We start from the raw sequence: 22,040 nt of genomic DNA on the forward strand, positions 1-22,040 counted from the left end.
CCGATGCAAGCATCCCAACGATTCGACAGCGATATCGCCAACCGTCTCGATGGCTTGCGCGAGGACGGGCTTTACAAGAGCGAGCGTGTCATCACCTCGATGCAGGCCGGAGAGGTGGCGCTTGAAGGGGGCGGCGCGGCGATCAACCTGTGCGCCAACAACTACCTCGGGCTGGCCGACGATGCGCAGGTGATCGATGCGGCGCACGACGCGCTTGACCGGTACGGCTATGGCATGGCCAGCGTGCGCTTCATCTGCGGCACGCAGGAGGAGCACAAACTGCTCGAGGCGCGGATCGCCCGGTTCCTGGGCAAGGCGGACTGCATCCTCTATCCCAGCTGTTTCGACGCGAACACGGGTCTGTTCGAGACGCTCCTGGGCCCCGACGACGCGGTGATCTCGGACGCGCTGAACCATGCGTCGATCATCGACGGGATCCGGTTGTGCAAGGCGCAAAGGTATCGCTATGCCAATTCCGACATGGCGGACCTGGAACGCTGCCTGCAAGAGGCACGGCACGCGCGGCATCGGCTGATCGCAACCGACGGGGTGTTCTCGATGGATGGCACCTATGCCCGGCTCGACGAGATCTGCGATCTTGCCGACCGCTACGATGCGCTGGTGATGGTGGATGATTGCCATGCCACCGGTTTCGTGGGCGAGACCGGCCGCGGCACGCCGGAGAAATTCGGCGTGACCGACCGTGTGGACATCGTCACGGGCACGCTGGGCAAGGCGCTGGGCGGGGCCTCGGGCGGCTACACCGTGGCCTCGGTGCCGGTGGTGGACTGGCTGCGCCAGAGGTCGCGGCCTTACCTGTTTTCCAACACGCTGGCGCCGGTGATTGCCGGCGCTTCACTGAAGGTCTTCGAAATGCTCGAGGCGGGGGCGGACCGGCGCGCGCGCATTTGGGACAACGCGGCCCATTTCCGCGAACGGATGGACGCGCTGGGCTTCGAGTTGCTGCCGGGCGACCACGCGATCATCCCCGTCATGCTGCGTGATCCGCAACTGGCACAGACCATGGCTGCGCGCCTTGGCGATCACGGCGTCTATGTCACGGCATTCAGCTTTCCGGTCGTGCCCGAACATCAGGACCGCATCCGAACGCAGATGAGCGCGGCGCACAGCCGCGAGATGCTGGACACCGCCATCGCGGCCTTTGAAACCGTGGGCCGCGAGCTGGAGATCATCTGATGGACAACCGCATGACGGCGCTGGTCAAGGCGAAACCCGAGGCGGGGTTGTGGATGGAGCGCGTGCCCGTGCCCGAGCCGGGGCCCAACGACGTGCTGATCCGGGTGCGCAAGTCGGCGATCTGCGGGACCGACGTGCACATCTGGAAATGGGACGAGTTCAGCGCGAAGACGGTGCCGGTGCCGATGGTCGTTGGCCACGAGTTCGCTGGCGAGATCGTCGAGACGGGCGCGGCCGCGAACAAGTACCGCATCGGCCAGCGCGTCTCGGGCGAGGGGCACATCGTTTGCGGGGTCTGCCGCAACTGCCGGGCGGGGCGCGGTCACCTTTGCCGCAACACGAGGGGCGTGGGCGTGCACCGCCCCGGGAGTTTTGCCGAATACCTCTGCATCCCCGAGGACAACGTCGTGCCGCTGCCCGACGACATCCCCGACGAGATCGGCGCGATCCTCGACCCGCTGGGCAACGCGGTGCACACGGCGCTGAGTTTCGACCTCGTGGGCGAGGACGTGCTGGTGACCGGCGCGGGACCGATCGGGATCATGGGCGCGCTGGTGGCCCAGCGCGTGGGCGCGCGCAAGACGGTCATCACCGACATCAATGCCTATCGCCTCGACCTGGCGCGGACCCTCGGCGTGCAGCACGTCGTGGATGTCTCATCGGAATCCCTGCGCGACGTGATGGACGAGATCGGAATGACCGAAGGCTTCGATGTCGGGCTGGAGATGTCGGGGGCCGCCCCGGCGATGCAGCAGATGATCGCGCGGATGAACAACGGCGGGAAGGTGGCGCTCCTGGGCATCGCGCCCACCGAGTTCCCGGTCGACTGGAACACGGTGATCTTCAGGATGTTGCAGATCAAGGGCATCTACGGCCGGGAAATGTTCGAAACCTGGTACAAGATGATCGCCCTGCTGCAAAGCGGGCTGGACGTGAACGGGGTCATCACGCACCGCATCCCGATCGACGATTTCGAGGACGGCTTCGCCGCGATGCTGTCGGGCGATGCCGGAAAGGTCGTGATGGACTGGGGCTGACGCGGGTTTGCCGCCGCGGACGGTATCGCCTCCGCGCCGTCTGGGCGCCTTCGGCGGGGATACTGGGCGAACTGACGCGACCGGGGAGTTTTCCGCCGACTGATCGCGTTCGGGGTTGGCATCGGGGCCGAACGGGCCATCTTTGGGCCAGAAGACAGGGGAATGCGACAATGGCGGACTACGAAAGACGGCCCGAGGTGATCGCGGCGCTCGACCCCGAATCCTACCGCGTGACACAGGAGAACGGGACGGAGCGGCCGGGTACCGGCGAGTACCTGCACACGGCCGAGCCGGGGATCTACGTCGACATCGTATCGGGCGAGCCGCTGTTCGCCTCGTCGGCGAAATACGACTCGGGCTGCGGCTGGCCGAGTTTCACCAGGCCCGTGGAGCCCGCGCACGTGGTGGAACGCCAGGACACCAGCCTTGGCATGGTGCGCACCGAGGTGCGCAGCCGCCACGGCGACAGCCACCTTGGCCACGTCTTTCCCGACGGGCCGCGCGCGGCCGGTGGCTTGCGCTATTGCATCAACTCGGCCAGCCTGCGGTTCATCCATCGCGATGACATGGAAGCCGAAGGCTACGGCGACTACCTGGACCAAGTGGAGGACGTGACATGACCGAACGCGCGATTCTGGCCGGGGGCTGCTTCTGGGGCATGCAGGACCTGATCCGCAAGAAGGATGGCGTGATTTCCACGCGCGTGGGGTATTCCGGCGGCGACGTGCCCAACGCCACCTACCGCGATCATGGCACGCACGCCGAGGCGGTCGAGATCGTTTTCGACCCCGCGAAGATCAGTTTTCGCGAGCTTCTCGAACTCTTCTTCCAGATCCATGACCCGACCACGCCCAACCGGCAGGGCAACGACATCGGCATGTCCTATCGTTCGGCGATCTACTTTACCAACGAGGCCCAGAAGGAGGAAGCCCTGCGCACCATCGCCGACGTGGAGGCCAGCGGGCTGTGGCCCGGCAAGGTCGTGACCGAGGTGGAGCCGGCCGGAGATTTCTGGGAGGCCGAACCGGAGCACCAGGACTACCTGCAGAAGCATCCCGGCGGCTATACCTGTCACTTCCCGCGGCCGGGCTGGGTGCTGCCGCGGTCGGACCGGTCGAAAAGGTCGGCGTAGTCGGCGCGCAGGGCGGCCTTCTGCACCTTGCCCATGGTGTTTCGCGGCAGTTCGGGCAGGAAGCGGATTGCCTTGGGCTGCTTGAACCGCGCGAGGCGGTTTTCTAGGGCGGCGGCGATGTCATCGGCCGTCAGACGGGCGTCGGCGCGCACCACGGCGGCGATGACGGCCTCGCCAAGGTCGGGATGCGGCACGCCGACGACGGCTGATTCCGAGATCCCGTCGATGGCGTCGATCTCGGTCTCGACCTCCTTCGGGTAGACGTTGAAGCCGCCAGAGATCACCATGTCCTTGGCGCGGCCGACGATGGTGACGTAACCGTCCGCGTCGATGAATCCCTGATCTCCGGTGATGAACCAGCCGTCGGGGCGCAGTTCCTCTGCCGTCTTTTCCGGCATCTGCCAGTAGCCCTGGAAGACGTTGGGGCCGCGCACCTCGATCACCCCGATCTCGCCCTGGGCCACCTCGCGGTCGCCGTCCATGATGCGCAGTTTAACGCCCGGCAGCGGAACGCCCACCGTGCCGGCGCGCCGTTCGCCGTCATGGGGGTTCGAGGTGTTCATGTTGGTTTCGGTCATGCCGTAGCGTTCGAGGATCCGGTGGCCGGTGCGCGCCTCCCACGCCTCGTGCGTGGCCGCCAGCAGCGGTGCCGACCCCGATATGAACAGCCGCATGCTGGCCGCCCGTTCGCGGGTGAGGCGCGGATCGTCCAGAAGCCGCGTGTAGAAGGTGGGTACGCCCATCAACGCGGTGGCGCCCGGCATCGCGTCGAGGATGGCGTCGGCATCGAATTTCGGCAGGAAGTGCAGCGCGCATCCCGAAAGCAGCGCCACGTTGGTGGCCACGAAAAGCCCGTGCGTGTGAAAGATCGGCAGGGCGTGGATCAGCACGTCGTCGGGCGTGAACCGCCAGAAATCGCGCAGAACCTCGGAATTCGACGAAAGGTTCGCATGGCTGAGCATCGCGCCCTTGGACCGGCCCGTGGTGCCCGAGGTGTACAGGATCGCGGCGAGGTCGTCCGCACCGCGGGCGGCGGCCTCGAATCCGGGCTCTCGTGCCTCGGCTGCCTGCGACAGCGTGCCGGAACCGTCGGCGCCCAGCGTGAACAGCCGGGCATTGCCGGCGAGCGGGGCGATCTCGGCTTCGCGGGCCGGGTCGCAGACAACGACGCGCGGTGTCGCATCGGTCAGGAAGTAGTCGACCTCCGCGCCGGTATAGGCGGTGTTGAGCGGCAGGAACACGCCGCCTGCCATCACCGTGCCAAGGTAGAGTTGAAGCGCCTCGATCGATTTCTCGACCTGCACCGCGACGCGGTCGCCGGCGGCGAGCCCGGCGCCGGCAAGCACGCCGGCGATGCGCTCGGCGCCCTCGAACAGCGCGGCATAGGTGATATCCGGCCGTGCGGGCTGCGTGGCAAAGACCTTGTCCGGCGCGCCGGCCGCGGCAAGGCGGTGAGCGAGGTGATTGCCGTCGTACATCGCGTTCTCCTGCGTGCGCTGCGCCCCGTTGTCCAAGGCGCGCGCGGTGAACGCAAGGGCCCGATTGACCTTTCGGCCGGGCCGATGCAGGCAGTGTGTGAAAGGACGCGCGATGCATCCCCTCAAGGGAATATTCCTCAAGCTCGCCTCGGTGGCGCTGTTCGTCGTCATGGCCGCGATGGTCAAGGCCGCGGTTGCCCACGACGTGCCGCCGGGCGAGGCGGTGTTCTTCCGCTCGGCGCTGGCGATCCCCGTGATCCTGGTCTGGCTGCGTGTGCGCGGCGAGTTCTCCACCGGTCTGCGCATGGCCTCGCCCGGGGCGCACCTGCTGCGCGGGCTGTTCGGCACCGCCGCGATGGGCATGTTCTTCGCCGCGCTGGGCCTGCTGCCATTGCCGGAGGTCACGGCGCTTGGCTACACCGCGCCGCTGCTCACGGTGATCTTCGCCGCGCTTTTCCTGGGTGAGCGGTTGCGGCTGTTCCGCCTTGGTGCCGTGGTCGTGGGGTTCGCGGGCGTGCTCATCATGCTGTCGCCGCGGATCGGCGCGTTTGACGCGGGCGCGCTCGGCACCGGGGCAACGCTGGGCGCGGGGCTTGTGCTGCTGGGCGCGACCTTCCGCGCGCTGGCGCAGATCGCGATCCGTCACATGGTGGCGACCGAGGGCACTGGCGCCATCGTCTTCTGGTTCTCGGTCACCTCGGCGGTGCTGTCGCTGTTGACCCTGCCTTTTGGCTGGGTGGTGCCCACTGGCAACGAGCTCTGGCTGCTTGTCGGCGCGGGGCTGCTGGGCGGCGTGGCGCAGATTTTCCTGACCTCGGCCTACCGTTTCGCCCACGCCAGCGTGGTCGCCCCGTTCGACTATGCCTCGATGCTGGTGTCGATTGCGATCGGTTACGCGGTCTTCGACGAGGCGCCGACATGGCCGATGCTGGGGGGTGCGGCATTGGTGATCGCGGCCGGCATCGTCATCATGTGGCGCGAGAACCGCCTGGGGATGGCCCGCGACAGGGCGCGCGCCGCGCGCACGCCCCAGGGCTGAGCGGCTCAGCCGCCCGTCAGCGTCGCCCACAGGTAGGGCGGCCAGAGCGCCGCGCGCCGGAAACGGCCCAGCGGCCAGCGTCGCGGCGGCGTGGCCAGGATCTCGGGATACGGGTGGCGCGGCGCGCGGTCGAGCGCGAGGTCGGCCAGGAGCGCCCCGGCGTAGCTGCCCATGGCAATACCGTTTCCGTGATACGAAAGCCCGGCGAAGGCACCGGGCATCCCCGGGATCGCGCCGGCGAAGGGTGTCAGCCCCCGGGCGAGGCTGAGCAGCCCGTTCCAGCTGTGCGGCGTTTCCACATGCGCCCAGGCCGGGAACATTGCCTCGAAATGCGCGCGGATCCTGCGGTGCATGGCCGCGTCGGCGCGCGGACCGCTGAACAAGCCGCCCCGCATCCCGAACAGGAAGCGACGATCGGGCATCAGGCGGAAATAGTGCAGGAAGAACCGGTCGTCATAGGCCATCTGCGCCGTGGACCATCCCTGCGCGGCAATCTCTTCGTCGGTCAAGGGGCGGGTGACCAGCACGTTGGACTGGGCGGGCAGGTAGCGCGCGCCGATCCAGCCGGGCAGGTCGTCGGAGGAATACCCGTTTGTCGCCACGATCAGCCGCCGGGCCGTCACCGTCGCGTTCGGCGTGGTGAGGGTGAAATTGCCACCCTGTTTCGCGATGCCTTGCACCGGGCTGTGCGCGAACACATGCGCACCGGTCTCCGTGCCCGCACGGGCGAGGCCAAGGGTGTACTTCAGCGGGTTGATCGCGAAACCCACCGGGGTCGTCATCGCGCCGTGAAATCCCCCGCCCATGCCGTGGGCGGGCAGGTCATCGGGGGCGATCAGCCTGGGTGCGACGCCCAGGTCGGCCTCGATCCGGCGGGCCTCGGCCTCGAAGCCGCGCATCGCCGAAGGCGTGTGGGCCATCACGGTTTCGCCGTCCGAGTGCCGATCCGCATCGATGTCGTGCGTCTGAAGCGTTTCCGCGACAAGGTCCACCGCGGCGCGTTCGGCCCTGCGGTAGGCGCGCCGCGCCGCCGCGCCGAACCGCCGCCGCATTGCCGCATCGCCCGCCGCGGATCCGCCAAGGCAGCAGAATCCGCCGTTGCGGCCCGAGGCGCCCCAGCCGGGCGTTTCTGCCTCGAACACGGCGACATCCGCCCCGGCCTGCGCAAGATGCAGCGCGGCCGTCAGCCCGGTGAACCCGCCGCCGACCACGGCGACATCGGCGCGCACGCGCCCTCCGGCGGAAGGAAACGCGGGGTCCGTGGCCGTGGTCGCCCAGAAACACCGTGCCCGTGGCCCGGGGCCGTAGGCGTGGTCGGGGAAAACGCGCCTCATGCCTGCTGTTCGGCCGCACGCTCCTCGGCCTGAAGGCGCAGGCTGGCGCGCTTGGTGATCAGCGAGGCCGTGACCACCCCCGTGGCGACGATGGCGATCAGGATGGTCGACAGCGCGTTGATCTCCGGACTCACGCCCAGCCGGATCGACGACCAGATCTTGATGGGCAGCGTGGTGGCAGAGGGCCCGGCGGTGAAGCTCGCGATCACGAGATCATCGAGCGACAGCGTGAAGGCCAGGAGCCAGCCCGAGATCACCGCCGGCGCGATGATCGGCAGCGTGACCAGCCGGAACGCCTCGCCCGGCGAGCAGCCGAGGTCAAAGGCGGCTTCCTCGAGCGACCGGTCGAAGGTCGCGAGCCGCGAGGACACGACAACCGAGACGTAGCACATGGAAAACGTCGTGTGCGCAAGGATGATAGTGAACACGCCCCGGTCCAGACCGATGCCGATGAACAGCAGCAGCAGCGACAGGCCGGTGATCACCTCGGGCATCACCAGCGGCGCGTAGATCATGCCGGAAAACAGGGTGCGGCCCCAGAAACGGCCGGCACGCACCATCGTCAGTGCGGCCATGGTGCCCAGGACGGTGGCCACGGTGGACGAGACGACCGCCACCTGCAGCGTGACCCAGGCCGCATCGAGGAAGGCCTCGTTGCGGATCAGCTCGCCGTACCATTTCGTGGAAAACCCCGCCCAGACCGTCACCAGTTCGGAGCGGTTGAAGCTGTAGACGATCAGGATGAGCATCGGCAGGTAAAGGAAGGTGAACCCGAGCGTGAGCGACGTCGTGTTGAACCATGTCACCCGCCTCATCCCTCGGCCTCCCGCTGCTTCTGCTCGTTGCGCTGGAACAGCACGATCGGGATGATCAGGATCAGCAACAGGATCACGGCCACGGCCGAGGCCACGGGCCAATCACGGTTCTTGAAGAACTCGTCCCACAGCACCTTGCCGATCATCAGCGTCTTGGACCCGCCCAGCAGCGCGGGAATGACGAATTCGCCCACCGTCGGGATGAAGACCAGGAAACAGCCCGCGACCACCCCGTTGCGCGACAGCGGGAAGGTGACCAGCCAGAACGCCGTCAGCCGCGAACAGCCCAGGTCCTCCGCCGCCTCCAGCAGCGAGGCGTCCATGCGCTCCAGCGCGGCATAGATCGGCAGGATCATGAAGGGCAGGTAGGTGTAGACGATGCCGATGTAGACCGCGATGTTGGTGTTCAGGATGGTCAGCGGCTCGCTGATCGCGCCCAGTGCCAGCAACAGCTGGTTGAGGTAACCTTCGCCCGACAGGATGCCCATCCACGAATAGACCCGGATCAGGAAACTGGTCCAGAACGGCAGGATCACGAGCATCATCAGCGTCGGCCGCCAGTGATCGGGGGCGTTGGCCATGCCGTACGCGATCGGGTAGCCCACCAGAAGAGTCAGGAACGTGGCGACGGCCGCGATGCGCAGCGATGACAGGTAGGCCTTCCAGTACAGGTCGTCGGTGGTCAGGAAGACGAAATTCTCGAAATCGAGCCCGGCGAAGAAGCGCTTTGTGCCCTCCCAGCCGGCCGAAAGGTCCAGCGTCGGCGTGTAGGGCGGGATCGACAGCGCGATGTCCGACAGGCTGATCTTCAACACGATGATGAACGGCACAAGGAACAGCGCCAGCAGCCAGGCATAGGGCAGGACGATCAGGGCGAACCGGCGCATCGGTCAGTCCTCCAGCAGCACGGCGGCGGTGTCCGTCCAGCTCAGCCAGACGGTATCTTCCCAGGTGAAGGTGCGCCGCGACAGGCGGCGGGTGTTGGCCGTCTGGGCCTTGATCACCTGACCGCCGGGCAGTTCGACGTGATAGGTCGAGATGTTGCCGAGGTAGGCGATGTCGAGGATCTTCCCCTGGAGGGCGTTGCGCTTGTCCCGGGGTTTCTCGGCGGTGATCGAGACCTTCTCGGGCCGGATCGCCAGGTGGCAGGCCTGTCCCTTGGCGAATGTCTTGTCCGTCTCGGCGTAGAGCGGCGGCTGGCCTTCCGCGAAAGCGATCTCGTAGCCGGCCTCGCGCGGGGTTGCCGTGCCTTCGATGATCGTGACGTCGCCGATGAAATCCGCCACGTAGACCGAGCTGGGGTGCTCGTAGATCCTGTCGGGCGTGTCGGCCTGGACGATCTTGCCGTGGTCCATAACGGCAACGCGGCTGGCCACGGTCATCGCCTCTTCCTGGTCGTGGGTGACGATGACGAAGGTGGTGCCGGTCTTTTCCTGGATGTCCATCAGCTCGAACTGGGTGTCCTGGCGCAGCTTGGCGTCCAGCGCGCCCAGCGGTTCGTCAAGCAGCAGCAGTTTCGGCGCCTTGGCAAGGCTGCGGGCAAGTGCCACGCGCTGGCGTTGCCCGCCCGAGATCTGGTGCGGCTTGCGGCGGGCGAATTTCTCGAGCCGTGTGAGCTTGAGCATGCGGTCCACGCGCTCGGTGATGGCCGACTTCTCCATGCGGTCGCGCTTCAGTCCGAAGGCGATGTTTTCCCAGACGCTCAGGTGCGGGAACAGCGCGTATGACTGGAACATCATGTTCACCGCGCGCTTGTTGGGCGGAATGGGCGCGATGTCCTGCCCGTCGAGCAGGATGCGCCCCTCCGTTGGCGCCTCGAACCCGGCGAGCATGCGCATCATCGTCGTCTTGCCGCAGCCCGAGGGGCCCAGCAGGGCGAAGAATTCGCGTTCGTAGATATCCAGTGTCTGGTCGTCGATCGCGGTGAAATCGCCGAACCGCTTGGTGACACCCTGGAACTGGATGAGCGGTGTCGCGTCGGGATCGTTCCAGGGCTCGAAGACGGTCTGGGTCATCGCATTCCCCGCCTGTATGATAAGGCCCGCGCGCGGGTCGCGCGCGGGCCGGCAAGGCCTCAGGTGCCCGATTTGATCTTGGTCCACAGCCGGGTGACCGTGCGCTGCACCCGCGCCGGGTATGGCGTGGTGGTGTACAGGTTCTCCAGCGTGTCCTCGTCGGGGTAGACGGCCGGATCACCGATCACGTCCTCGATCAGGTACTGCTGCGACGTCTTGTTGCCGTTGGCATAATAGACGTAGTTGGACGCCTGCGCGATGTTCTTCGGGTCCAGGATGAAGTTGATGAACTGGTGCGCGCCGTCCGGGTTGGGCGCGTCGGCGGGGATCGCCATCATGTCGAACCACATCAGCGCGCCCTCCTTCGGGGCGTTGTAGGCGATGTTGACGTCGTTTTCCGCCTCCTCGGCACGCCAGCGCGCCTGCAGCACGTCGCCGGACCAGCCGAAGGCCACGCAGATGTCGCCGTTGGCCAGCGCGGTGATGTATTCGGAACTGTGGAATTTCTGCACGTGGGGGCGGACCGGCGCCAGCACGTCTTCGGTCTTGGCGATGACCTCCGGGTCGTGGCTGTCGGGATCCTCGCCCAGATACGCCAGCGCGGCGGGGATCATCTCGGCCGGCGCATCAAGGAAATGCACGCCGCATTCCGAGAGCTTTTCCATGTTCTCCGGATCGAAGATCAGCTCCAGCGAGTCGATCGGCGCGTCCTCGCCCAGCGCGGCCTTCACCTCGTCGACGTTCACGCCGATGCCGGTGGTGCCCCACATGTAGTTGACGGCGTATTCGTGGCCGGGATCGTAGGCGGCCGTCCGTTCGCGGATCACGTCCCACAGGTGCTTGGCGTTGGGCAGCTTGTCATAGTCCAGCTTCTGGAACGCGCCGGCCGAGATCTGGCGCTTGAGGAAGGTGCCCGAGGGCACGACGACATCGTAGCCCGATCCGCCGGCCAGCATCTTGGTTTCCAGCACCTCGTTGCTGTCGAAGACGTCATAGACGAGGTCCAGCCCGGTTTCTTCCTCGAATTTGTCGAGCAGGTCCTCGTCGATGTAATCCGACCAGTTGTAGACGCGTACCTCTTCGGCGCTTGCCGCCGCGGCACCGAAGGCCAGCGCGCTGGCGGCGGTCAGTAGCAGGTGTTTCATGTGACTCTCCCGTTGGTTGGCAGTTTTGCCTGCCCTGGGTGGATTTGATCAAATTTTTCCACCCGTGGCAATATGGCAATGTTTTCACGCAGCCGCTAGACTCGCAAGCTCAGAGATCGCGGGGGTTCGGCGATGGCCGGAACGAGACAGCAGATTGCAGGAAATGTGGACAACGGCGCCGAAGGCGCCACACGCTTGCCCGCGCACGAGGTGATCTACCGCCAACTGCGCGACATGGTGCTGTTCGGCGATCTCACGCCGGGGGAGCCGGTGACGATCAAGGGGCTCGCGGACCGGCTCGGCGCCGGCATGACCCCTGTCCGCGAGGCGATTCGCCGCCTGACGGCCGAGGGCGCGCTGGATTTCCAGGGGAACCGCCGCGTTTGCGTGCCGATCCTCGGAGCGGACGGTATCAGCGAAATCACTCTTGCACGGCAATGGGTTGATCCACATCTCGCGCTTCGGGCGACGGAGCACGCCGGGCTCGAGGACATGACCGAACTGGCCGAGATCGATGCCACGCTCGACGCCGCCATAGCGCGCGGTGACCTGCGCGCCTACCTCGAGCAGAACTACCGGTTTCACAGGCGCCTGTACGAGCTGGCCCGCTCACCGATCCTCGCCGATCTCGCGCAGGGACTCTGGCTGCGCTTCGGGCCGTCGCTGCGGGTCGTCTGCGGGCGGATGGGCACGCAGAACCTGCCGGACAGGCACAAGGACATGCTGGATGCCATGCGGGCGCGCGATGCCGAGGCCGCGGCCCGCGCGATCCGTGAGGACGTCATCCAGGGGATGGAACAGGTGCGCCGGTCGCTCGCGGATCCGGGCGTGTCCGCGTGATTCGATTGACACCAAAAAATTTGATCATATTCTGGCATCGGTCGGAAAGGGCGTTCCGGCCACCCGTCTTCCTCGCGCCAGAAAAAGGGGCCCATGATGTCGACCATCACCAACCACCTGCCGACCGACGAGTTGCAGGCACTGGACGCCGCGCATCACATGCACCCCTTCACCCACGGCGCGGAACTGGCGGGCAAGGGCGCGCGCGTGATCACCCGCGCCCGGGGTGTCACCCTGACAGACAGCGAAGGCAACGACATCCTCGACGCCATGGCGGGGCTTTGGTGCGTCAACGTCGGCTACGGCCGCGACGAACTGGCCGACGCGGCCGCGCGCCAGATGCGGGAACTGCCCTACTACAACACCTTCTTCCAGACGACCCATGTGCCCGCCATCGCGCTGGCGTCGAAACTGGCCGAACTGGCGCCGGGCGACCTGAACCACGTGTTCTTCGCCGGCTCGGGCTCCGAGGCGAACGACACCAATATCCGGCTCGTGCGCACCTACTGGGCGCAGAAGGGCAGGCCCGACAAGAAGGTCATCATCAGCAGGAAGAACGCCTATCACGGGTCGAGCGTCGGCAGCGCGTCGCTTGGCGGCATGGGCGGAATGCACGCGCAGGGCGGGCTGCCGATCCCCGGCATCCACCACATCGACCAGCCCAACTGGTGGGCCGAGGGGGGCGACATGACCCCGGAGGAATTCGGCCTGGAGCGTGCCCGCCAGCTCGAGCAGGCGATCGCGGAGCTGGGCGAGGACCGCGTCGCTGCCTTCATCGCCGAGCCGGTTCAGGGTGCGGGGGGCGTCATCGTCCCGCCCGACAGCTACTGGCCCGAGATCCGGCGTATCTGCGACAAGCACGACATCCTGCTGATCGCCGACGAGGTCATCTGCGGCTTCGGCCGCACCGGCAACTGGTTCGGAAGCCAGACGGTGGGCTGGCGGCCCGACATCATGACCATCGCCAAGGGCCTGAGCAGCGGCTACCAGCCCATCGGTGGTTCCATCATCAGCGACGAGATCGCCGAAGTCATCGGCGACACGGAATTCAACCACGGCTACACCTACTCCGGCCACCCCGTCGCCTGCGCCGTGGCACTGGAAAACCTGCGCATCCTCGAGGAAGAGGGTATCGTGGACCGCGTCCGCGACCGGACCGGGCCCTATCTCAAGGAGAAATGGGAAGAGCTGACCGACCACCCGCTGGTCGGCGAGGCGAAGATCGTCGGGCTGATGGGCTCCATCGCGCTGACGCCGGACAAGGCGGCGCGCGCGCCCTTCGCCGCCGGCCCCGGGGCCGCCGGGCTGATCTGCCGCGAGGCCTGTTTCGCCAACAACCTGGTGATGCGGCATGTCGGCGACCGGATGATCATTTCGCCGCCGCTGGTCATCGAACCCGCCGAGATCGACACGCTGATCCACCGGGCGCGCGCGGCGCTCGACCAGACGCATGCGCGGCTTCGCGACGAGGGGTTGATGAAGGCCGCGAGTTGAGGGGCAGCCTTGAGCGCCCGGCGTCATGGCGTTAACGACATGACGCATGAGTGACGACACCGGCGTGACATCCGAAACCTCCGAAGGCCCGACCGCCCGGTTGCGGATTCGCGTGGTCTTTGACGGCGGGTTCATGATGGGGCCCGGCAAGGCCGATCTGCTTGAACTGATCCGCGACACCGGCTCGATCTCCGCCGCCGGACGGCGGATGGGGATGAGCTACAAACGCGCCTGGACCCTCGTGGAGACCATGAACGCGGGCTTCTCGGCACCGGTGGTCGAAAGCACCCGTGGCGGCGCGCGGGGCGGCGGCGCGCGGTTGACCGAGACGGGCGCGACGGCTCTCGGGCATTACCGCGCGCTGGAGGCGGCCTGCGGTGCGGCCGCGGCGCCCGATCTCGCCGGGCTTTCCGGGCTGCTGGCCGATATTCCCGGCGAAAAATAACGCTTGCTCCGGCGAAGTCGGTTTGCAATATGTCCTGCGAAACATAACGACGGGGGATTCATGTCCTTGTTCCGGCTTGCCGCGGCGGTCGTGCTGGCGTTGACGGCCGCTCTGCCAGCCCGCGCCGACGAAGCACTCGTCGCGGTGGCCTCGAATTTCGCCGAGGTTGCCGAGGCGCTGGAGCCCGGCTTCGAGGCCGGGACCGGGCACAGCGTGACCCTGGCAACCGGGTCGACGGGCAAGCTTTATGCCCAGATCACCAAGGGTGCGCCCTTTGACGTTCTGCTCGCCGCCGATCAGGCACGCCCCGAACGTCTGCTTGCGGAAGGCCACGCCGTGGCGGGGGCACGCTTCACCTACGCAACCGGTCGGCTGGTGCTGTGGAGCGCGGACCCCGGCCGCGTGGGCGAGGACGGCGCCGCGACGCTGCGCGGCGGGGATTACGACTTTCTCGCCATCGCCAACCCCGATCTTGCGCCCTACGGGCTGGCCGCGCGGCAGGCGCTGACCGCGCTGGGCCTGTGGGAGGCCGTGCAGCCGAACATCGTCATGGGCCAGAACATCGGGCAGGCGTTCTCGATGGTCGCCACCGGCAACGCCGAGCTGGGGCTGGTGGCGAAATCGCAGGCCGTGTCGCCGCGCAACGATACCCGCGGCAGCGCTTGGGCGGTGCCCGCCGACCTGCACGCGCCGATCCGGCAGGATGCCGTTTTGCTGGATGGCGACAACGCCGCCGCGCGCGCATTCCTCGACTACCTGAAGGGCGATGCCGCGCGCACCGTGATCGCGCGTTTCGGCTACGGGGACGGCTGAGGCGATGGAATGGCCCGAGCTCGGCCCGCTGTGGCTCACGGTCCGGCTGGCGGCCGTCACCACGGGCATCCTGCTGGTTCTGGGCACGCCGCTGGCGTGGTGGCTGGCGCACACCCGAAGCCGCCTGAAACCGGTGGCCGAGGCGATCACGGCGCTGCCGCTGGTGCTGCCACCCACCGTTCTGGGTTTCTATCTTCTCGTGTTCCTCAGCCCCGAGGCACCGCTGGGCGCGGCTTGGCGCGATGTGACCGGCGCGGCCTTGACGTTCTCGTTCGCCGGGCTTGTGGTCGCGTCGGTCCTCTATTCGCTTCCGTTCACCGTGCAACCGTTGCAGGCGTCGTTCGAGACCATCGGCCGCCGCCCGCTCGAGGCCGCAGCGGCGCTGGGTGCGGGGCCGCTCGACCGGTTCCTCACGGTCGCCTCGCCGCTCGCGCTGCGGGGCTACCTGACCGCGCTGGTGCTGAGCTTTGCCCATACCGTCGGAGAGTTCGGCGTGGTGTTGATGGTGGGCGGCAACATCCCGGGGCGAACCAAGGTCATCTCGATCGCGATCTACGAGCACGTCGAGACGCTCGACTACGCGCAGGCGCACGCCCTTTCGGCGGTGCTGCTGGCGTTTTCCTTCGCGGTTCTGGTGGGTGTCTATGCCGTCAACCGCCGTTTCCCGGTGCACGTGGGATGAGCACGCTGTCGCTCGATATCACGCTGGAGCGGCCGGACTTCGCGCTGTCGGTCACGCATGCCTTTCCCGCGGCGGGGCTGACGGCGGTGTTCGGCCCCTCGGGCAGTGGCAAGACCACGCTGCTGCGCGTGATCGCCGGGTTCGAGCCCGGTGCACGCGGCACCGTGCGGTTCGACGGCGCGCTCTGGCAGGGGCCGGGGCGGTTCGTGCCACCGCATCGGCGCGGCGTTGGCTATGTGTTCCAGGAGCCGCGGCTGTTCCCGCACCTGAGCGTTTCCGGGAACCTGGCCTATGCCGAACGCCGGGCGCGCCGCGCCGGGCGGCGGCCCGACCGCGCCAGGGTGGAGGATGGTCTCGACCTAGGGCCGCTTCGGGACCGGCGGCCGGCGCAGCTGTCGGGCGGCGAGGCGCAGCGCGTGGCCATGGCGCGCGCGCTTCTGACCGACCCGAAGCTGATGCTGATGGACGAGCCGCTGTCCGCGCTGGATGCCGCACGAAAGGACGCGATCCTGCCCTACATCGAGGCGATCCGCGACCGGCTGGGCGTACCGATCCTGTTCGTCAGCCATTCCGTGCCCGAAGTCGCGCGGCTGGCCGACACCGTGGTGCTGTTGAAGGCCGGGCAGGTGGCAGGCCAGGGTTCCGCCGAGGAGGTGCTTTCCGATCCGGCGCTTGCACCCAGCTTCGGGGTGCGCGAGGTGGGGTCCATTCTGACCGCGCGGGTCACGGTGCAACACGACGACGGGCTGACGGAAATGGCCCTGCCCGACGGGCAGACGCTGTTCCTGCCGCGCGTCGCGGCCGCGCCGGGCCAACCGATACGCGCGCGCATCGCGGCGCATGACGTGATCCTGTCGCGTGACCGGCCCGAGGGGCTGTCGGCGCTCAACGTCCTGCGGGGGACCATCGCCGAGCTGCGCCGCGGCCCGGGGCCGGGCGTGATCGTGCGGTTGCGGGTGGGCGACGCGGACCTTCTGGCGCGCGTCACCCGGCGGTCGGCCGATGCCCTGGGCCTGCGCGAAGGGCTGGCCTGCCACGCCGTGGCCAAGACCGTTTCGGTCGCCGCGGCCGACATCGGCCTCGGCACCGCGTCGCTCAGTCCTTGACGCACAGGGCGCGGGGACGGTTGCAGAAGGTCTCGGCCGGCGCGTCCTCGCGGATCAGGATCGACTCGGTGATCTCGAGCCCCCAGTCGTCCATCCAAAGTCCCGGCATGAAGTGGAATGTCATGCCCGGCTCCAGCACCGTTTCGTCCTCGGGCCGCAGAGAGATCGTTCGCTCGCCCCAGTCGGGCGGGTAGCTCAGCCCCACGGGATAGCCGCAGCGCGCGCCGCGCTCGATGCCGGCGCGTTCCAGCGGCGCGGCCAGGGCGTTGGCGATGTCACAGGCGCGGTTGCCGGCGCGCGCGACCTCGAGGCCGGCCTCCAGCCCCTCGACCAGCGCCTTTTCCGCCTCGCGCATGAAGGCGGGCGGCCGGCCCAGGAAGATCGTGCGGCACAGCGGCGCGTGGTAGCGCCGGTAGCAGCCGGAAATCTCGAAGAACGTCGCCTCGCCCGTCTCGAAGGGGCGGCCGTTCCACGTCAGGTGGGACGCGGCGGCATCGGTCCCCGAGGGCATCAGCGGCACGATGGCAGGGTAGTCGCCCCAGGCGCCCTCGACCCCGCGGATGCCGTCGCGGAAGACCTCGGCCACCACCTCGTGCTTGGGCACGCCGGGGTCCACCCGCTCCATCAGGCCATCGATGATCTTTTCGGAAATGGCCGCGGCCTTGCGCATGAAGGCCAGCTCCTCTTCGGATTTCACGGCGCGCTGCCAGTTCACCAGGGCCGTCGCGTCGGCAATGGTGGCATCCCCCAGTTCGGCCAGCAGCACCTGGTGCGCCTTGGCAGAGAAGTAATAGTTGTCCATCTCCACGCCGATGCGTGCCTGCCCGGCGCCGGCATCCTTCAGCCTGGCGGCAAGATCCTGCATCGGGTGGCGCACGGTGGACTGCACGAAATTGTCGGCGTAGGTCCAGATGCGGTCATCGCCCATCCAGACGGTGCGCAGCGCGCCGTTGCCGTCCTGCCGGCGACCCCACCAGACGGGGTCGTCCTCCGCGAAGACGATCACGCCCTGGTGCACGTAGAACGACCATCCGTCATAGCCTGTCAGCCAGTTCTGGTTGGACGGGTCGGTGACAAGCAGAACGTCGAGCCCCGCGGCCTGCATGGCGCGTTTCGTCCTGTCCAGTCGCCGCCGGAATTCATCATGCGAGAAGGGGAGGTCTTTCCGGATCATGTAGCTGTCCTTGTCGTTGCGCGGATGGCGCCACTAGAGGGATATCCCGGCGGGGCTGCCCCAACAAATACGTCGCGCCGGTGTCGTTTTTGGCAAATTGCATGTCGCAGAGTTGACGGTAGCCTGATCCGGCCTCAACAGTGACAGCGATCCGTGAAGGGGTACAAATGCAGCCCACGCTTGCCGATATTCATGCCGCGGCCAACGCGATCGCGGGTGTGGCCGACGCCACGCCACTGGTGCCCTCACCATTCATGGGCGCGCGCTGCAACGGGGATTTCCTGCTGAAGCTGGAGAACATGCAGCCGATCGGCGCGTTCAAGTTGCGCGGTGCGCTGAACGCCGTGGCCGGCGTGCCGGATGCCGCCGGTGTGACGTGCTGTTCCACCGGCAACCACGGGCGCGGCGTGGCCTATGCGGCGCGCCAGCGCGGACTGCGGGCGGTGATCTGCATGTCCGAGCTGGTGCCGCAGGTCAAGGTGGACGGCATCCGCGCGCTGGGCGCCGAGGTGCGCATCACCGGCCGCAGCCAGGACGAGGCGCTGGCGGAATCGCGGCGGCTGGTCGAGGCGGAGGGGCTGGTGGAAATCTCGCCTTTCGACGATCCGCGTGTCATCGCCGGGCAGGGCACCATCGGACTGGAGATCATGTCGCGCCGTCCGGACATCGAGACGCTGCTGGTGCCGCTGTCGGGCGGTGGCCTGGCCGCCGGGGTTGCGTTGGCGGCCAAGGCGATCAAGCCCGACGTTCGGGTGGTCGGCATCTCGATGGACCGCGGCGCGGCGATGTACCAAAGCCTGCGTGCCGGACATCCGGTGGACGTGGAGGAGGTGCCGAGCCTCGCCGATTCCCTGGGCGGCGGGATCGGGGCGGACAACAGGCTGACCTATCCGATGTGCCGCGACCTGCTGGACGGCACGATGCTCGTGACCGAGGAAGAGATCTATCACGCGATGCAGGTGCTCTATTACGAGGACCGGCTCGTGGCCGAAGGCGCCTGCGTCGTCGGGCTGGCGGCGGTCCTGTCGGGCAAACTGGCACCGAAACCGCCGGTGGCCACGATCGTGACGGGTCGCAACCTCGACATGGAGGTATTCACCCGCGTCGTGACGGGGCAGGACGTGACGCTGGGCGACAAGATCGTGAAGGGGCAAGCCTATGGGACATGACGTATGCATACTGACCGAGGCGGAGCTGCGCGCGGCGGTGGGCCTCGACATCCCGACCGTCGACGTGGTGGAGGCCGCGTTCACGGCATTGGCGAAGGGTGGGGTGGTGATGCCGCCGGTGATGTCGATGGAACTGGCCGAGGCGAACGGCGAGGTGGACGTGAAGACGGCCTATCTGCCCGGCTTCGACGGGTTCGCGATCAAGGTCAGCCCGGGGTTCTTCGACAACCCCAAGCTGGGGCTGCCGTCGCTCAACGGGCTGATGATCCTGTTCTCGGCGCGCACGGGGCTGGTGCAGGCGCTGTTCCTGGACAACGGATACCTGACCGACCTGCGCACCGCGGCCGCCGGCGCCGTGGCCGCCCGCCACCTTGCCCCCGAGACCGTGGAGACGGCCGGCGTCATCGGCACGGGTGTGCAGGCCCGGCTTCAGATGCAGGCCGCCCACCTGGTGCGCCCGTTCAAGACCCTGCTTGTCTGGGGGCGCGACCGGGAAAAGGCCGGGGCTTGTGCCGATGAATTGGCAGAAAGCCTGGGCGTCGAGGCCCGCGTCGTCGACAGCGCGGCGGATCTGGTGATGGCCAGCCAGCTTGTCGTCACCACGACGCCCGCACGCGAACCGGTGCTTCAGGCCGATTGGCTGCATCCGGGCCTGCATGTGACGGCCATGGGCTCGGACCAGGAAGGCAAGAACGAGATCGAGCCGGCCGCGCTGGACCGGGCCGACCTTTACGTGGCCGACCGGGCCAGCCAGACCGAGGTGATCGGCGAACTGCGCAGCGCCAAGGCCGCCGGCCTGTGGACGGCTGGCCTGCCGGCGGAGCTGGGGCAGGTCATCACCGGCGACGCACCGGGGCGGCGCGGGGCGGATGACGTGACGATCGCGGATCTCACGGGCACGGGCGCGCAGGACACGGCGATCGCCAGCCATGTGTTCAAGCTGCTCGAGGGAAGCGCGGCCGGCACCGTCATCTCGGCCTGAGCATGCGGCTGGATTCGCGCGATATCGCGATCCTGCGCGTGCTCTCGGCCGAGGGCCGGATCACCAAGGCGGAGCTGGCCGCGCGCGTCGGCCTGTCGGCCAGCCCGTGCTGGGAACGCCTGAAGCGGCTGGAACAGGCAGGGCTGATCGAGGGCTACCACGCGCGCATAAACCTGCGGAAACTGGGGCCGCATGTGACCGTCTTTGTCGCTGCGGAGCTGGCCGATCACACGCCGGCCAGCTTCCACGGTTTCGAGGACACGGTGCAGCACTACGAGGAGATCACGGCGTGCTGGGCGTTGGGCGGCGGCTTCGACTATCTCCTGCAGATCGTGACGACGGACATTGACGCCTACCAGCGGCTTATCGACCACCTTCTGGAGTCGCGGATCGGGCTGGCACGCTATTTCACCTACATCGTCACGAAGCGCGTGAAGGGGCCGGTTGCGCCGCCGCTGGCCTTGCTCACGGACACTGCGGACTGACCGGCGGCAGTCGTTTCGACTGCAATTGGGGCAAAATTCAGAAGATTCTTCTGATAACCAAGGGAAATTCAGCCCCGTCTTCTGGCGCGCTCCGTTACATCTTCGTCAAAAGGAGGTGTCATGTCCGATTCAGCGATCTGGACCCGCAACGGGGTCGATGACGCGCGGCTTGTCCGCAGCTTTTCATACGTGAACGGGAAATGGACGGGCGGCGACGCCGGTGAAACCCTGGCCGTCACCAACCCGGCCGACGGCGCACGCCTGGGCGAGGTGGCCAGCCTCGGCGCCGACCAGTCGGCAGCGGCGGTCGATGCGGCGCAGGCGGCCTTCCCGGCGTGGTCGGGGTTGTTGCCGCAGGACCGCTCGACGATCCTGCGCCGGTGGTTCGACCTGATGATGGCCAACCGCGAGGATCTTGCCCGCATCATGGTCCTTGAACAGGGCAAGCCGTTGTCGGAAGCGCGCGGCGAGATCGACTACGCCGCGAGCTTTGTCGAATACTACGCCGAGGAATCCAAGCGCCCCGACATCGAAGGTGTCACCAGTCACCTGCCCGATGCCGAGGTCGAACTGTGGCTCGAGCCGATGGGCGTCGCGGCGATGATCACGCCGTGGAACTTCCCCTCGGCCATGCTGACGCGCAAGGCCGCGGCCGCCATGGCCGCGGGCTGCACGGTGGTCGCCCATCCCGCGCACGAAACCCCCTATTCCGCCCTGGCGCTGGCCGAGCTGGCCGAACGCGCGGGCGTGCCGGCCGGGGTGTTCAACGTGGTGACGGGCCGCGCCTCGACCGTGGTGCCGCCCTGGACCGCGGATTCAAGGGTGCGCGCGCTGTCGTTCACCGGCTCCACCGAGGTGGGCCGGCTGCTTTACCGCGAGTCCGCGGGCACCGTGAAGAAGCTGGTGATGGAGCTGGGCGGTCACGCGCCGGTCATCGTCTTCAAGGGCGCGGACATGGATACGGCGGTGGACGAGGCCATCAAGGCCAAGTTCGCCACCTCGGGGCAGGACTGCCTGGGCGCCAACCGGATCTATGTCGAACGCGCCATCTATGACGAGTTCTGTGCACGGTTCACCGAGGCCACCAGGGCGATGACCCTCGGGCCGGGGATGGATGACCCCGACATCGGCCCGCTGATGAACGAAGCGGCGGTGAAGAAACAGGAAGATCACGTTTCCGACGCGCTGGAACGGGGCGCCAAGCTGGCCTGTGGCGGCGCGCGCGACGCGCAAGGCGCGCTGTTCTACCAGCCCACTGTGCTGACCGACGTGCCCGACAGCGCCGCCATCATGTGCGATGAAACCTTTGGCCCCGTTGCCCCGATCACGCCCTTCGACACGGAGGAAGAGGTGATCGCGCGCGCGAACGCCACCGAATACGGGCTGGTCGCCTATCTGCATAGCCACGACCCGCGGCGCATCTACCGCGTGACGCGGGCGCTGGAATTCGGCATGGTGGCCGTCAACCGCACCAAGGTCACGGGTGCCCCCATTCCCTTTGGCGGTGTCAAGCAATCGGGACTTGGCCGCGAGGGTGCCCGGCTGGGGATGCAGGAGTTCATGGAGATCAAGTACGTCTGCCGCGACTGGGCGTGAAGATCGACCGCCCGGCGCCATGGCCGGTGCCGGGATGCCTCCGGCGGGAGTATTTGGGCGCA

At 67.5% G+C, this 22,040-nt stretch carries 22 protein-coding genes; 15 read left to right on the forward strand and 7 right to left on the reverse strand.

Annotated elements, in window-relative coordinates; all coding sequences use genetic code 11:
• Positions 1 to 3: 3 nt before the first annotated feature.
• The 4 genes from CEF10_RS04825 (at position 4) to msrA (ending at position 3,366) form a co-directional block, all read left to right on the forward strand.
• Entirely contained in the window at positions 4 to 1,197 is a 1,194-nt protein-coding gene (locus CEF10_RS04825; protein ID WP_101066899.1) for a glycine C-acetyltransferase, read from the forward strand.
• A gap of 11 nt (positions 1,198 to 1,208) precedes the next feature.
• A complete protein-coding gene (gene tdh, locus CEF10_RS04830; RefSeq protein ID WP_198586150.1) occupies positions 1,209 to 2,234 on the forward strand; it encodes an L-threonine 3-dehydrogenase in 1,026 nt (341 codons plus the stop codon).
• Between the two features lie 170 nt (positions 2,235 to 2,404).
• The gene (gene msrB / locus CEF10_RS04835; RefSeq protein ID WP_101066903.1) at positions 2,405 to 2,854 is read left to right on the forward strand and encodes a peptide-methionine (R)-S-oxide reductase MsrB; all 450 of its coding nucleotides are present in this window, start codon (positions 2,405 to 2,407) and stop codon (positions 2,852 to 2,854) included.
• A complete protein-coding gene (gene msrA / locus CEF10_RS04840; protein ID WP_101066905.1) occupies positions 2,851 to 3,366 on the forward strand; it encodes a peptide-methionine (S)-S-oxide reductase MsrA in 516 nt (171 codons plus the stop codon). The genes msrB and msrA overlap by 4 nt, the downstream gene beginning before the upstream one ends.
• Here the strand turns inward: msrA and CEF10_RS04845 are convergent.
• Positions 3,306 to 4,844, reverse strand: a complete 1,539-nt coding sequence (locus CEF10_RS04845; protein ID WP_101067102.1) for a malonate--CoA ligase — start codon at positions 4,842 to 4,844, stop codon at positions 3,306 to 3,308. The genes msrA and CEF10_RS04845 overlap by 61 nt on opposite strands.
• 112 nt (positions 4,845 to 4,956) lie before the next feature.
• Between CEF10_RS04845 and CEF10_RS04850 the strand changes: the two genes are divergently transcribed.
• The gene (locus CEF10_RS04850) at positions 4,957 to 5,883 is read left to right on the forward strand and encodes a DMT family transporter (RefSeq protein WP_101066907.1); all 927 of its coding nucleotides are present in this window, start codon (positions 4,957 to 4,959) and stop codon (positions 5,881 to 5,883) included.
• 5 nt (positions 5,884 to 5,888) lie between these two features.
• Here the strand turns inward: CEF10_RS04850 and CEF10_RS04855 are convergent, their stop codons facing one another.
• Genes CEF10_RS04855 through CEF10_RS04875 form a run of 5 tightly spaced genes read right to left on the reverse strand, consistent with a single transcriptional unit; the run spans position 5,889 to position 11,192 of the window.
• Positions 5,889 to 7,217 (reverse strand): NAD(P)/FAD-dependent oxidoreductase, encoded by a 1,329-nt coding sequence (locus CEF10_RS04855; protein WP_101066909.1) that lies wholly within the window; start codon positions 7,215 to 7,217, stop codon positions 5,889 to 5,891.
• Positions 7,214 to 8,032 (reverse strand): ABC transporter permease, encoded by an 819-nt coding sequence (locus CEF10_RS04860; RefSeq protein ID WP_101066911.1) that lies wholly within the window; start codon positions 8,030 to 8,032, stop codon positions 7,214 to 7,216. The genes CEF10_RS04855 and CEF10_RS04860 overlap by 4 nt, the downstream gene beginning before the upstream one ends.
• A complete protein-coding gene (locus tag CEF10_RS04865; protein ID WP_101066913.1) occupies positions 8,029 to 8,919 on the reverse strand; it encodes an ABC transporter permease subunit in 891 nt (296 codons plus the stop codon). Before CEF10_RS04865 ends, CEF10_RS04860 begins: the two co-directional genes overlap by 4 nt.
• A gap of 3 nt (positions 8,920 to 8,922) precedes the next feature.
• Positions 8,923 to 10,047 carry an ABC transporter ATP-binding protein gene (locus CEF10_RS04870; protein WP_101066915.1) on the reverse strand — a complete coding sequence of 375 codons (1,125 nt, stop codon included), beginning with the start codon at positions 10,045 to 10,047 and terminating at the stop codon, positions 8,923 to 8,925.
• 59 nt (positions 10,048 to 10,106) lie between these two features.
• Entirely contained in the window at positions 10,107 to 11,192 is a 1,086-nt protein-coding gene (locus CEF10_RS04875; protein WP_101066917.1) for a polyamine ABC transporter substrate-binding protein, read from the reverse strand.
• A 132-nt stretch (positions 11,193 to 11,324) separates the two neighbouring features.
• Between CEF10_RS04875 and CEF10_RS04880 the strand changes: the two genes are divergently transcribed.
• From CEF10_RS04880 to modC, 6 genes are all read left to right on the forward strand, one after another.
• Complete coding sequence (locus CEF10_RS04880) at positions 11,325 to 12,032, forward strand: GntR family transcriptional regulator (RefSeq protein ID WP_101066920.1); 708 nt, start codon at positions 11,325 to 11,327, stop codon at positions 12,030 to 12,032.
• Between the two features lie 96 nt (positions 12,033 to 12,128).
• On the forward strand, positions 12,129 to 13,526 hold the full coding sequence (locus CEF10_RS04885; RefSeq protein ID WP_101067103.1) for an aspartate aminotransferase family protein: 1,398 nt from the start codon (positions 12,129 to 12,131) through the stop codon (positions 13,524 to 13,526).
• Positions 13,527 to 13,572: 46 nt separating this feature from the next.
• Positions 13,573 to 13,971, forward strand: coding sequence for a winged helix-turn-helix domain-containing protein (locus CEF10_RS04890; RefSeq protein WP_101066922.1), 399 nt, complete (start codon positions 13,573 to 13,575; stop codon positions 13,969 to 13,971).
• 60 nt (positions 13,972 to 14,031) lie between these two features.
• A complete protein-coding gene (gene modA, locus CEF10_RS04895; protein WP_101066924.1) occupies positions 14,032 to 14,784 on the forward strand; it encodes a molybdate ABC transporter substrate-binding protein in 753 nt (250 codons plus the stop codon).
• Between the two features lie 4 nt (positions 14,785 to 14,788).
• The gene (gene modB / locus CEF10_RS04900) at positions 14,789 to 15,466 is read left to right on the forward strand and encodes a molybdate ABC transporter permease subunit (protein WP_101066926.1); all 678 of its coding nucleotides are present in this window, start codon (positions 14,789 to 14,791) and stop codon (positions 15,464 to 15,466) included.
• Positions 15,463 to 16,572 carry a molybdenum ABC transporter ATP-binding protein gene (modC, locus tag CEF10_RS04905; RefSeq protein ID WP_101066928.1) on the forward strand — a complete coding sequence of 370 codons (1,110 nt, stop codon included), beginning with the start codon at positions 15,463 to 15,465 and terminating at the stop codon, positions 16,570 to 16,572. Before modB ends, modC begins: the two co-directional genes overlap by 4 nt.
• Here modC and CEF10_RS04910 read toward each other — a convergent pair.
• Positions 16,562 to 17,746, reverse strand: a complete 1,185-nt coding sequence (locus CEF10_RS04910; RefSeq protein WP_101066930.1) for a M24 family metallopeptidase — start codon at positions 17,744 to 17,746, stop codon at positions 16,562 to 16,564. The two genes, modC and CEF10_RS04910, sit on opposite strands and share 11 nt — an antisense overlap.
• A gap of 167 nt (positions 17,747 to 17,913) precedes the next feature.
• Here CEF10_RS04910 and eutB point away from each other — a divergent pair, with 167 nt between their 5' ends.
• The 4 genes from eutB to CEF10_RS04930 all read left to right on the forward strand — a co-directional run bounded on the left by eutB (position 17,914) and on the right by CEF10_RS04930 (position 21,978).
• Positions 17,914 to 18,915 (forward strand): hydroxyectoine utilization dehydratase EutB, encoded by a 1,002-nt coding sequence (gene eutB / locus CEF10_RS04915; RefSeq protein WP_101066932.1) that lies wholly within the window; start codon positions 17,914 to 17,916, stop codon positions 18,913 to 18,915.
• The gene (locus CEF10_RS04920; RefSeq protein WP_101066934.1) at positions 18,905 to 19,897 is read left to right on the forward strand and encodes a cyclodeaminase; all 993 of its coding nucleotides are present in this window, start codon (positions 18,905 to 18,907) and stop codon (positions 19,895 to 19,897) included. Before eutB ends, CEF10_RS04920 begins: the two co-directional genes overlap by 11 nt.
• Before the next feature lie 2 nt (positions 19,898 to 19,899).
• Positions 19,900 to 20,382, forward strand: a complete 483-nt coding sequence (locus tag CEF10_RS04925) for an Lrp/AsnC family transcriptional regulator (protein WP_101066936.1) — start codon at positions 19,900 to 19,902, stop codon at positions 20,380 to 20,382.
• Positions 20,383 to 20,502: 120 nt separating this feature from the next.
• Positions 20,503 to 21,978, forward strand: coding sequence for an NAD-dependent succinate-semialdehyde dehydrogenase (locus CEF10_RS04930; protein ID WP_101066938.1), 1,476 nt, complete (start codon positions 20,503 to 20,505; stop codon positions 21,976 to 21,978).
• The last annotated feature ends 62 nt before the right edge of the window (positions 21,979 to 22,040 follow it).

Origin of the sequence: Roseovarius salinarum, from assembly GCF_002834145.1 — a bacterium.
GTDB lineage: Bacteria > Pseudomonadota > Alphaproteobacteria > Rhodobacterales > Rhodobacteraceae > Roseovarius > Roseovarius salinarum.

Coding starts and splice junctions, on each gene's coding strand:
- CEF10_RS04825 (WP_101066899.1), top strand. CDS start 4: ATGCAAGCATCCCAACGATTCGACAGCGATATCGCCAACCGTCTCGAT.
- tdh (WP_198586150.1), top strand. CDS start 1,209: ATGACGGCGCTGGTCAAGGCGAAACCCGAGGCGGGGTTGTGGATGGAG.
- msrB (WP_101066903.1), top strand. CDS start 2,405: ATGGCGGACTACGAAAGACGGCCCGAGGTGATCGCGGCGCTCGACCCC.
- msrA (WP_101066905.1), top strand. CDS start 2,851: ATGACCGAACGCGCGATTCTGGCCGGGGGCTGCTTCTGGGGCATGCAG.
- CEF10_RS04845 (WP_101067102.1), bottom strand. CDS start 4,844: ATGTACGACGGCAATCACCTCGCTCACCGCCTTGCCGCGGCCGGCGCG.
- CEF10_RS04850 (WP_101066907.1), top strand. CDS start 4,957: ATGCATCCCCTCAAGGGAATATTCCTCAAGCTCGCCTCGGTGGCGCTG.
- CEF10_RS04855 (WP_101066909.1), bottom strand. CDS start 7,217: ATGAGGCGCGTTTTCCCCGACCACGCCTACGGCCCCGGGCCACGGGCA.
- CEF10_RS04860 (WP_101066911.1), bottom strand. CDS start 8,032: ATGAGGCGGGTGACATGGTTCAACACGACGTCGCTCACGCTCGGGTTC.
- CEF10_RS04865 (WP_101066913.1), bottom strand. CDS start 8,919: ATGCGCCGGTTCGCCCTGATCGTCCTGCCCTATGCCTGGCTGCTGGCG.
- CEF10_RS04870 (WP_101066915.1), bottom strand. CDS start 10,047: ATGACCCAGACCGTCTTCGAGCCCTGGAACGATCCCGACGCGACACCG.
- CEF10_RS04875 (WP_101066917.1), bottom strand. CDS start 11,192: ATGAAACACCTGCTACTGACCGCCGCCAGCGCGCTGGCCTTCGGTGCC.
- CEF10_RS04880 (WP_101066920.1), top strand. CDS start 11,325: ATGGCCGGAACGAGACAGCAGATTGCAGGAAATGTGGACAACGGCGCC.
- CEF10_RS04885 (WP_101067103.1), top strand. CDS start 12,129: ATGTCGACCATCACCAACCACCTGCCGACCGACGAGTTGCAGGCACTG.
- CEF10_RS04890 (WP_101066922.1), top strand. CDS start 13,573: ATGAGTGACGACACCGGCGTGACATCCGAAACCTCCGAAGGCCCGACC.
- modA (WP_101066924.1), top strand. CDS start 14,032: ATGTCCTTGTTCCGGCTTGCCGCGGCGGTCGTGCTGGCGTTGACGGCC.
- modB (WP_101066926.1), top strand. CDS start 14,789: ATGGAATGGCCCGAGCTCGGCCCGCTGTGGCTCACGGTCCGGCTGGCG.
- modC (WP_101066928.1), top strand. CDS start 15,463: ATGAGCACGCTGTCGCTCGATATCACGCTGGAGCGGCCGGACTTCGCG.
- CEF10_RS04910 (WP_101066930.1), bottom strand. CDS start 17,746: ATGATCCGGAAAGACCTCCCCTTCTCGCATGATGAATTCCGGCGGCGA.
- eutB (WP_101066932.1), top strand. CDS start 17,914: ATGCAGCCCACGCTTGCCGATATTCATGCCGCGGCCAACGCGATCGCG.
- CEF10_RS04920 (WP_101066934.1), top strand. CDS start 18,905: ATGGGACATGACGTATGCATACTGACCGAGGCGGAGCTGCGCGCGGCG.
- CEF10_RS04925 (WP_101066936.1), top strand. CDS start 19,900: ATGCGGCTGGATTCGCGCGATATCGCGATCCTGCGCGTGCTCTCGGCC.
- CEF10_RS04930 (WP_101066938.1), top strand. CDS start 20,503: ATGTCCGATTCAGCGATCTGGACCCGCAACGGGGTCGATGACGCGCGG.